The sequence below is a fragment of the Gordonia sp. WA4-43 genome (genome assembly GCF_020520305.1).
Lineage (GTDB): Bacteria > Actinomycetota > Actinomycetes > Mycobacteriales > Mycobacteriaceae > Gordonia > Gordonia hongkongensis.
In genome coordinates, this window is the sequence record NZ_CP084736.1 from 4,290,150 (window position 1) to 4,300,271 (window position 10,122).

The 10,122-nt window shown below is 68.0% G+C and carries 9 protein-coding genes; 5 read left to right on the plus strand and 4 right to left on the minus strand.

Annotation, left to right across the window (positions count from 1 at the left end; genetic code table 11):
- Positions 1-36: 36 nt before the first annotated feature.
- Positions 37-1,545 carry a hypothetical protein gene (locus tag LEL84_RS19485; RefSeq protein WP_058252589.1) on the minus strand — a complete coding sequence of 503 codons (1,509 nt, stop codon included), beginning with the start codon at positions 1,543-1,545 and terminating at the stop codon, positions 37-39.
- A 55-nt stretch (positions 1,546-1,600) separates the two neighbouring features.
- Between LEL84_RS19485 and LEL84_RS19490 the strand changes: the two genes are divergently transcribed.
- The 3 genes from LEL84_RS19490 to purM all read left to right on the plus strand — a co-directional run bounded on the left by LEL84_RS19490 (position 1,601) and on the right by purM (position 4,974).
- A complete protein-coding gene (locus LEL84_RS19490; protein WP_226512546.1) occupies positions 1,601-2,008 on the plus strand; it encodes a sterol carrier family protein in 408 nt (135 codons plus the stop codon).
- Between the two features lie 151 nt (positions 2,009-2,159).
- Positions 2,160-3,770: an amidophosphoribosyltransferase gene (gene purF, locus LEL84_RS19495; protein WP_065629157.1), complete on the plus strand. Its 1,611-nt coding sequence runs from the start codon at positions 2,160-2,162 to the stop codon at positions 3,768-3,770.
- A gap of 97 nt (positions 3,771-3,867) precedes the next feature.
- A complete protein-coding gene (purM, locus tag LEL84_RS19500) occupies positions 3,868-4,974 on the plus strand; it encodes a phosphoribosylformylglycinamidine cyclo-ligase (RefSeq protein ID WP_065629158.1) in 1,107 nt (368 codons plus the stop codon).
- 275 nt (positions 4,975-5,249) lie between these two features.
- Here purM and LEL84_RS19505 read toward each other — a convergent pair whose 3' ends face one another.
- The 3 genes from LEL84_RS19505 to LEL84_RS19515 all read right to left on the minus strand — a co-directional run bounded on the left by LEL84_RS19505 (position 5,250) and on the right by LEL84_RS19515 (position 7,382).
- The gene (locus LEL84_RS19505; RefSeq protein ID WP_010842099.1) at positions 5,250-5,429 is read right to left on the minus strand and encodes a DUF3073 domain-containing protein; all 180 of its coding nucleotides are present in this window, start codon (positions 5,427-5,429) and stop codon (positions 5,250-5,252) included.
- A gap of 94 nt (positions 5,430-5,523) precedes the next feature.
- A complete protein-coding gene (locus LEL84_RS19510) occupies positions 5,524-6,201 on the minus strand; it encodes an MOSC domain-containing protein (RefSeq protein ID WP_226512547.1) in 678 nt (225 codons plus the stop codon).
- The gene (locus LEL84_RS19515; protein ID WP_165630551.1) at positions 6,198-7,382 is read right to left on the minus strand and encodes a YgfZ/GcvT domain-containing protein; all 1,185 of its coding nucleotides are present in this window, start codon (positions 7,380-7,382) and stop codon (positions 6,198-6,200) included. Before LEL84_RS19515 ends, LEL84_RS19510 begins: the two co-directional genes overlap by 4 nt.
- A gap of 58 nt (positions 7,383-7,440) precedes the next feature.
- On the opposite strand from LEL84_RS19515, the gene LEL84_RS19520 reads away from it, so the two are divergent.
- Together LEL84_RS19520 and LEL84_RS19525 are read left to right on the plus strand one after the other, a co-directional pair.
- Positions 7,441-8,310 (plus strand): aminodeoxychorismate lyase, encoded by an 870-nt coding sequence (locus LEL84_RS19520; protein WP_226512548.1) that lies wholly within the window; start codon positions 7,441-7,443, stop codon positions 8,308-8,310.
- Between the two features lie 226 nt (positions 8,311-8,536).
- A complete protein-coding gene (locus LEL84_RS19525) occupies positions 8,537-10,120 on the plus strand; it encodes a cytochrome ubiquinol oxidase subunit I (RefSeq protein WP_226512549.1) in 1,584 nt (527 codons plus the stop codon).
- Positions 10,121-10,122 lie beyond the last annotated feature (2 nt).

The following is a 10,122-nucleotide window of genomic DNA, read 5'->3' on the forward strand; positions in this document are numbered from 1 at the left end:
TTAAAGCAGGTCCGTCGACGAGCGCCGAGGCGGGTGTCAGACCTCCCAGGTGTGCACCGGCTCGCCCTCGTGCATCTGGGTGACGTAGTCGCGGAGCATCCCGTGCAGCGCCTGTGTCCGGCTCTCGCCCGCGCGTTCGCGGGCCGCGACCGCCTGGCGTTGCCAGACCGATCCCGTCTGGCGGGAGATGCACCGGCCCTCGATGACCGACAGGTAGCGCTTGCGGGCCTTGTCGGAGACGCCGAACCTCTGCAGTCCGTCCTCGGCGAGCACGAGCAGCCGGCGCAGGACGAGTTCGTCGGGCCGCACCCAGCCGACGTCGGGCCAGTAGAGCTGCGATTCCATGCCGGTTCGGGCGCCGGACTGCAGGTTCTCGGCGGCGGCGTTGAACGACATCCGCGACCACAGCGGCCGATCGGATTCGACGAGGCCCCGGACGACGCCGTAGTAGAACGCGGCGTTGGCCATCGTGTCGACGACCGTGGGACCGGCGGGCAGCACGCGGTTCTCGACGCGCAGGTGGGCCTGTCCCTCGTGGATGTCGTAGACCGGACGGTTCCAGCGGTACACGGTCCCGTTGTGCAGACGCAGTTCGTCGAGGGTCGGGATGCGTCCGTCGTCGAGTTCGGCGAGCGGGTCGGTGTCGGTGCAGACGGGAAGGAGTGCGGGGAAGTAGCGCGTGTTCTCCTCGAAGAGGTCGAAGATCGTGTTGATCCATCGCTCCCCGAACCACACTCGCGGCCGGACACCCTGGTTCTTCAGCTCCAGCGGCCGGGTGTCGGTGGCCTGCTCGAAGACCGGGATGCGGCTCTCGTGCCACAACGCGGTCTCGGCGAGGAACGGCGAGTTCCCGGCCAGGGCGACCTGCACCCCGGCGATGGCCTGTGCCGCATTCCAGTGCGAAGCGAAGTCTTCCGGCGCGACCCGCAGGTGCAGCTGTAGTGAGGTGCAGGCCGCCTCGGGCAGGATCGAATCGGTCGAGGTGCGCAGGTGCTCGGTGTGGTGCCCATCGGTCAGCGGGACACCGGTGATGTCGATCTCGAGGTCCTCGCCGCGGGCGGCGAAGATCTGCTCGTTCAGCAGGTCGTAGCGTGGGTTCGCCGAGATCCAGTGGTGCGCGAAGTGTTCGGACTTCAGCGTCGGCAACATGCCGATCATGACCAGGTGGCTCGACGTCTGTGCGGCCCGCTGCTCGGCCCGGTTGAGGGACGTCCGCAGCGCCTGCTCGAGCGAGATCGTGTCGTCGGTCGTGAACGGTCGCGGCGAGACGTTGATCTCGATGTTGAACTGGCCGAGTTCGGTCTGATAGTCCGGATCGGCGATCGCCTCGAGGACGGCGGCGTTCGCCATCGCCGGCTGCATGGCCTCGTCGACAAGGTTCAGTTCGACCTCCATGCCGAGCAACGGCTTCGGCGGACGGCCCTGATCGGTGAACAGCCCGTCGGCGAGCATCCGCGCGATCGCTTCCGTGCCGCGACCCACCTGACGTCGGAAACGAACCCGGTCCTCGCCGGTGAACTGCTGTTTGGACACCTCGGCTCCCATGCGGTCAATACTGCCCGATCCGCATCGGTGCGAACCCTCTTGCGAAGATGGCGGGGTGCCACCACGCAGGAGAGTGGACCCCGCCGAGGTCCGGGCCGCGGTGCTGGCCGTCTCGGACTGGCTCGTCGACCCGACCGCGCCGACCCCGGGACGCGCCGCCCTCGCCGACGCCGTCCGTCGATCGGCCCGGACACTCGAGCAGCTCGCCCCCGGGAACTCGGTCGAGGTCCGGGTGCCCCCGTTCGTCGCGGTCCAGTGCATCGAAGGTCCCCGTCACACCCGCGGAACGCCGCCGAACGTCGTCGAGATGGCGCCGCGGACCTGGCTGCTCCTCGTCACCGGTGTCCTCACCTACGACGACGCCCTCGCCGCGGGCCTGGTGGATGCGTCCGGGCATCGCGCGGCACTCATCGCCGACCTGCTGCCGCTCATCCCGATCGGCCCGCCGGGCGACCGGGAGTAGGAGTGTGATGCATCACTCGACCGGGGCGTCGGGAATGACCCGCCGGTCGACACCGCTGGAAGATTCGCATCGGGAGCCGACCGACCCGTAAACTCACGCATGTCTCCCAGCCCACTCGACGGACCGATTCGCAGCCCCAGGGAGCTAGTCGATGCCTGATCATTCGATCGCCCACATGAACCTGCTCGCTGCCACGACGCCGGCGGGCGGATGCTCCGCACGCGGCTCGGGTGCGATCAATCCGGCCCCGCTGGACGATCTCGAGAACGAACCGCGTGAGGAATGCGGTGTCTTCGGTGTCTGGGCGCCCGGCGAGGACGTCGCCAAGCTGAGTTACTACGGCCTCTACGCCCTGCAGCACCGCGGCCAGGAAGCCGCGGGCATCGCCGTCGGCGACGGCAGCCAGGTGGTCGTGTTCAAGGACCTCGGACTCGTCAGCCAGGTCTTCGACGAGCAGACCCTGGGTGCGATGAGCGGGCATGTGGCGATCGGCCACTGCCGGTACTCCACCACCGGCTCGACGACCTGGGAGAACTCGCAGCCGATCTTCCGCACCACCGACGCCGGGACCGGCGTCGCCCTGGGCCACAACGGCAACCTGGTCAACACCGCGGACCTCGCGGCGCGTGCACGCGAGCAGGGGATCAAGAGTTCGGCGGCGACGTCGGACTCCGATGTCGTCGGTGCGCTCCTCGCGCACGGCGCCGCGGACAGCTCGATCGAGCAGGCCGCGATGGAACTGCTGCCCACCCTCAAGGGCGCGTTCTGCCTGACCTTCATGGATGAGCACACGCTCTACGCCGCGCGCGATCCGCACGGTGTGCGCCCGCTGTCACTCGGCCGCCTCGACCGCGGCTGGGTCGTCGCCTCGGAGACCGCCGCCCTCGACATCGTGGGTGCGTCGTTCGTCCGCGACATCGAGCCGGGCGAGCTCCTGGCCATCGACGCCGACGGCGTGCGCAGCACGCGCTTCGCCGAGCCGACCCCCAGCGGCTGCGTCTTCGAATACGTCTATCTCGCCCGTCCCGACTCGGTCATCCACGGTCGTTCGGTGCATTCGACCCGCGTCGAGATCGGTCGCCGACTCGCCAAAGAACACCCCGCCGACGGTGACCTGGTCATCCCGGTACCGGAGTCGGGCGTGCCCGCGGCCGTCGGGTTCGCCCAGGAATCCGGGATTCCGTACGGCCAGGGACTGATGAAGAACGCCTACGTCGGCCGTACCTTCATCCAGCCGTCGCAGACGATCCGCCAGCTCGGTATCCGCCTGAAGCTCAATCCGTTACGCGAGGTGATCCGCGGCAAACGGCTCGTCGTCGTCGACGACTCGATCGTGCGCGGCAACACCCAGCGCGCGCTCATCCGGATGCTGCGCGAGGCCGGTGCCGCCGAGGTGCACGTCCGCATCGCGTCGAGCCCGGTCCGGTGGCCGTGCTTCTACGGGATCGACTTCGCGTCCCCGGCGGAACTGATCGCCAACGGCATGGAGTCCGAGGCCGGAATGGTCGAGGGGGTCCGGCAGGCCATCGGTGCCGATTCGCTGGGGTACATCAGCATCGACGAGATGATCAACTCCACCGGGCAGGCCGCGTCGAGCCTGTGCGCTGCGTGCTTCGACGGCAAGTACCCGATCGAGCTGCCCAAGGAGACCTCGATGGGCAAGGCGGTCCTCGAACAGATGCTGGCGAGCGCGGCCGGCGACCGCTCGGTGGACCCGCTGACCCAGCCGAACGACAACGTCAGCGCGGTCATGCGGCCCTGATTTCGTGCTGTAGGCCCTCCGGTACCGTATGACCCGTCGGCGAACACGCCGGAAACAACGTTCGACCGAGATTTTCTGGAACGGGAGTGCTGCGGTGATGACGGAGCGGGATGCTGCTGCCGACGAGACGGCCGGGAGCTCGACACCGGCGTCGTATGCGGCGGCCGGGGTCGACATCGACGCCGGTGAGCGGGCTGTGGAACTCATCGCGCCCCATGCCAAGCGTGCGTCTCGCCCGGAGGTTCTCGGCGGGATCGGCGGTTTCTCCGGTCTGTTCGCACTCAAGGGCAACTATCGGGAGCCGGTCCTGGCCGCTGCCAGCGACGGCGTCGGCACCAAGCTCGCCGTTGCACAGGCCATCGACAAGCACGACACCGTCGGCCGCGATCTCGTCGCGATGTGTGTCGACGACCTGGTCGTCTGCGGCGCCGAGCCGCTGTTCCTGCAGGACTACATCGCGGTCGGCAAGGTGGTCCCCGAAACGGTGGCCCAGATCGTCGCCGGCATCGCCGACGGCTGCGTCGAAGCCGGTTGCGCCCTGCTCGGCGGCGAGACCGCCGAACACCCCGGCCTGATGCAGGACAACCACTACGACATGTCCGCCACCGCGGTCGGTGTCGTCGAAGCCGACAACGTGCTCACCCCGGACCGCGTCCGCGCCGGCGACGTCGTCATCGGCATGGGGTCGTCGGGATTGCACTCCAACGGGTATTCGCTCGCCCGCAAGGTGCTGCTCGAGTGGGGTCACATGGACCTGTTCGGTCATGTCGAGGAGTTCGGTCGCACCCTCGGGGAGGAGCTGCTCGAGCCGACCCGGATCTATGCCCGCGACTGCCTGGCCCTGATCGCCGAGGCTGACGTGCGTACATTCGCGCACATCACCGGCGGCGGCCTCGCCGAGAACCTCGCGCGCGTGATCCCGAACGGGCTCGTGGCCGAGCTCGAGCGCAACACGTGGACGCCGGCCCCGATCTTCGCGCTCATCGGTCAGCGCGGCCGGGTCGAACAGCTCGAGATGGAACGCACCTTCAACATGGGCGTCGGCATGGTGGCGGTCGTCGCGCCGGAGGACACCGACCGCGCGCAGGCCGTGCTGACGGCACGGCACGTCGACAACTGGGTCCTCGGCACCGTCAAGCGCGCGAGTGACCGCTCGGACAACGACTCTCGCGTCACCCTGCTCGGGGAGCACCCGCGCTTCTAGCGCGATCGGTGAATCCGCAACTCTCGCAGAGACATTGGAGCGGGGGAGCAGCCGCACACACAACACCGACGCCCGCCGGAGGGGATTCCCTCGGCGGGCGTCGGTGTCTGTTCATGACGGGATCACCCCGGAACGGTCGCATGAGCACGCACCACCCATCAGAAACGGGTGGTGCGTACGAAGTCATGGTCCCGCGTCGCCGCGGGTCCGCTCATGCGGGGAAAATGTGGGGTGATCCCGGGCGTCGAGAGATCAGCGCCCGAAGAGTGTGCGCGTCAAGCGCGTCGCCACTCCTCTTCGTCCACCCAGTCGTCCACCGGATCCGGTCGTTCTACAACCGGATCGCCCTGTCCGGAGAGCTCACGCTGCAAGCTTTCCAGGTCGGTGTTCGGAGTGGAGTACTTCAGCTGACGTGCAACCTTCGTCTGCTTTGCCTTTGCCCGGCCGCGGCCCATATGGGACCCCCTCGCACAATGACGGGGCGGCCAAACAATTGGCGGCCCCGTTCTCTTGAAGTAATTCTGTCGTGGGGACCAGTCTAGCGCGCCTCTAGGATTTGTGTTGTCCACCCTGTGTTGCCGCGCCGACGCGTCTTTGCGACTTGTTCACCATCTTGGTCGCCTCGCGGCGGACCTTCGCGGGTAGATCGTCCTGCGCGAGCAACGACCGGATCGCCTCGACGTCACCGCCGGCGAGTAGATCACGTGATCGCACACCGTGACCGGGGCGGTAAACGACGGTGATCCGATCGCCCTGCGCCACCGTGCCGTTGCGGACAACGCGCAGGTAGGTGCCGAAATCTGCCTGCGCCAGGAACCGCTTCATCCACCGTGGCTCGCCCGCCCACACCGCGAAGGTCTTGCAGGGGACGCGAGGGATGGTCACCTCGAGAACCAGCCCGTCGGTGCCGACTTCCCATCGCTCCCCGACGACCGCATCGGTGACGGCCATCCCGTCGATGCGCAGGTTCTCCCCGAACCATCCGTAAGGAAGCTCACGTCCGAGCTCGTCGGCCCATCGGCGCGCCTCGGGATCGGCGTAGGCGTACACCGCCTGATCGACGCCGCCGTGGTGTCGCTTGTTACCCACGTGGTCGTCGACGAGACCGAGTTCGTCGACGTCGAGGCGCCCTCTGCGGGGCCGCTTGTCGATGGCGGAGGGGCCGATGCCCTCTAGGATCACGTCGTCGCCGGCCGCGCACACGGCCAGCACCACACCCGTGCTCAACCGTTGCGTCCCGGCGCCGCCGAACCGCTGCGGAGTCGTTCCACGGCCGCGCGTCCCGCCTGGACCCGATCGTCGTCGCGAATCGAATCCGGATCGATCCGCGCGCTGACGGCGGACTCGGCCCCGACCGACAACTCCACGTCGGCGCCGACGTTGCGCTTGACGAGTGCCAGCGCGATGGGACCCCACTCATGGTGGTCGACGACCGTGCCCACCCGGCCGACGGTTCGTCCGCCGACGGTGACCGGGTCGCCGGGGACGGGTCGCTCGTCGACGCTCCCGTCCAGATGCAGCAGGACCAGCCGTCGAGGCGACTTGCCGAGGTTGTGTACGCGGGCGACGGTCTCCTGGCCGCGGTAGCAACCCTTGTCCAGGTGGACCGCGCCGAACTCGTCCGGACCGCCGATCCAGTCGACCTCGTGCGGGATCGTGCGTTCGTCGGTGTCGGCGCCGAGCCGGGGTCGGCGGGCGGCCACGCGCAGGGCTTCGAAAGCCCAGCTGCCGGCCATTCGCGCGCCGGCCTCGGACAGCGTGTCCCACCAGCGGGTCAGCACGTACTCGGGCACCACGAGGTCGACGACCGGCAGGTCCCGGTCCTCGCCGAGCGGGGGCATGCGCCGCCAGAAGCCGAGCGGTTCGTCCTCGTGGTGCGACTCGGGCAACCCGCCCGCCTGGTACACGACGGCGTCCGCGCCGATCTCCAGGAGATCAGCGACCGGACCGTCGAGGGCCCCGGGCCCGATCAGCGTCAGGACCTTCATGTCCGCACGCGCGGCGGGTTCGGCCTTGGCCCAGAACACCATCTTGGTCAGGAAGTCGAGCAGCGGTCCGCCGCGGGAACCCTCGGTGTCGATCCACGCCACGCCGTCGATGTCGGTGAGGACGAAATGCTCTTCGACACGACCGTTGAGGTCGAGAGAGAGGTCTTCGGCGCTCGACCGGTCGGCGAGGGTGGCGATGTGCTGGCTGCTGATGGTGTGCAGCCAGGTCAGGCGTTCGGCGCCGGCGATCTCGAGAACGGCGCGGTCGGACCTGTCGACGATGATCACGCCACGTTGTGCGGCTCGTTGTTCGCCGAGGGGGTCGCCGTAGTGCCACGCGGTGTCGGCGGAGAGGAGGTCGCCGGGGCCGGGCACCGCCCCGCCCTCGGAATGCCTGGTCAGGATGGGTGAGCGGCTCACGCGTCGATTCTACGGGTCGATTCGGCGCGGGGCTGCGACGCATGACAACCTTCTATCCATGGCGGATTCGATCCTTGTCTCCCTCGACGGCACCCGACACGATGCCGACGCTCCCTTCCTCCACGCCGACGACCTGGCCGCGGTGCGCGGTGACGGCATCTTCGAGACGCTTCTCGTGCGCGGCGGCCGGGCGCGATGCGTCCGACTGCATCTCGAGCGACTGGCCCGGAGTGCGGCCGCGATGGAACTCGACAAGCCCGATCTCGACGAGTGGCGGGCGGTGATCGAGACCGCGACGCAGGCGTGGACGGAGAAGCACGGGTCGTCGGGTGAGGCACTGCTGCGGCTCGTCTACTCCCGCGGACGCGAGCACGGTTCGGCGCCGACCGCGTACGTCACCGTCGACGCGGTGCCCGACCGGGTGTCGGCGGCGCGTGCGGACGGTGTCCGGGTGGTCACCCTCGCTCGCGGCTTCTCGATCGACCTCGCCGCCACGGCGCCCTGGCAGCTCCTCGGCGCGAAGACCCTCAGCTACGCCACGAACATGGCGGCCCTGCGTCACGCGTCGGCCGAGGGCTTCGACGACGTGATCTTCGTCAGCAGCGAGGGCGCCGTCCTCGAAGGGCCCCGAGCCACGGTCGTCGCCGTGTACTCCGACACCCTGGTCACACCGCCGACCGAGATCGGGATTCTCGAGTCGACCACCGTGCGTGCGGTTTTCGATGTCGCGGAACAGGAGGGTTGGACGACCAAGACCGACGTCCTACGGCCCGAGGATCTGGTGGCGGCCGACTCGGTCTGGCTGGTGAGCAGCGTGACCCTCGCGGCGCGGGTCACCCATCTCAACCGGCACGTGATGCCGCTCGCCGCGGACGCCGCGAAGTTCACCGATCTGGTCGACCGGGCCATCTCGGTGGACGACAATTGATCCCGGTCACCCCCACCTGATCTCGTCCGCCTGGGGCACACACCCGCGTGGGTGAGAGGGAAGACACCGCTTCGAACTGGTCGGCGGGACCTTTGGCGCTTGTAAGGGCCCGGTGACCAGGCGTAACGTCGCGCCTACGACCTACTACTACCGCTAGTAGTAGGTACCCGGCAGGTTTCGACCTTGCCCCCGCAGCCCGGGGGCCGGCAACTCGATTCGAGGCGATATGGACGCTCTGGACGTCTCCAGATGGCAATTCGGGATCACGACCGTCTACCACTTCATCCTGGTGCCGCTGACCATCGGCCTCGCGCCGATGATCGCGGTGATGCAGACGGTGTGGCATGTCACCGGCAACGAGCAGTGGCTGCGCGCCACGAAGTTCTTCGGCAAGCTCTTCCTGATCAACTTCGCGCTCGGTGTCGCGACCGGCATCGTCCAGGAGTTCCAGTTCGGCATGAACTGGAGCGAGTACAGCCGGTTCGTCGCCGATGTCTTCGGCGCGCCACTGGCCCTGGAGGGTCTCGTCGCCTTCTTCCTCGAATCGACGTTCATCGGGCTCTGGATCTTCGGCTGGGACCGCCTGCCGCGCCGCGTGCACCTGGCCTGCATCTGGTTGGCCGCCATCGGCGTGAACGCGTCGGCGTACTTCATCATCGCCGCGAACTCGTGGATGCAGCACCCCGTCGGCGTCGCATGGGATGACGAACGCGGCCGGCCTGCCATGAACGACTTCGTCGCGGTGCTCACCAACAACACCACCCTGGCGGCCTTCCCGCACGTCATCGCCGGCGCCTTCCTCACCGCCGGCACCTTCGTCGCGGCCATCGGCATCTGGTGGATGGCGCGGAACTCATGGCGGGCCAAGAAGATCCGCGAGGCCGCCGACACCGGTGACCCGGCCGAGATCCCGGACAGCACCTCGCCGAGCCACGTCGACGCCACACCCGAGGACCTCGAGAAGGACGCCCGCGACCTCTGGCGGCCGGTCACCAGACTCGCGTTGTGGATCACCATCGTCTCCGGTGTCGCGCTGTTCATCACCGGGGACATCCAGGCGCAGATCATGTTCAAACAGCAGCCGATGAAGATGGCGTCCGCGGAGTCGCTGTGCGAGACCGAGACCGGTCCGGGTTTCTCGGTTCTGTCGATCGGCCGCCAGAACAACTGCGAGAACATCGAACACGTCATCGAGATCCCGAAGATGCTGTCGTTCCTCGCGAATCACGACTTCGATTCGACGCTGCAGGGCGTCGAGGAACTACAGGAGCAGTACACCCGGGCCTTCGCCGGACAGCCGAACGTGCCGGCGAACCAGAACTTCGCACCCAACCTGTTCGTGACCTACTGGGGCTTCCGGGCGATGATCACCTGGGCGCTCGGCTCGGTGGTCGTGGCCCTGGGCGGGCTGTGGTTCACCCGCCGTAAGCGGGTGGTCGAATCCAGACGCTTCGGCTTCATCGCCCTGTTGATGATCCCGACGCCGTTCCTGGCCAACAGTTCCGGCTGGATCTTCACCGAGATGGGACGCCAGCCGTGGGTCGTGGCGCCCAACTGGGAGGACGACCTCGACCCGCTGCGGATCAGCATGCTGGTGCAGAACGGTGTGTCCAACCATTCGGCAAGCACCGTGCTCGTCACGCTGATCGGTTTCACGCTGCTCTACGGTGCCCTCGGCATCGTGTGGTTCATGCTGCAGCGGCGCTATGTCATCGAGGGTCCGGCCGCACACGATGCGCGACCGCCGGGCCACACCGACGACGACGAGTCCGATTCCGATGAACCCAAACAGCTCTCGTTCGCGTACTAGAG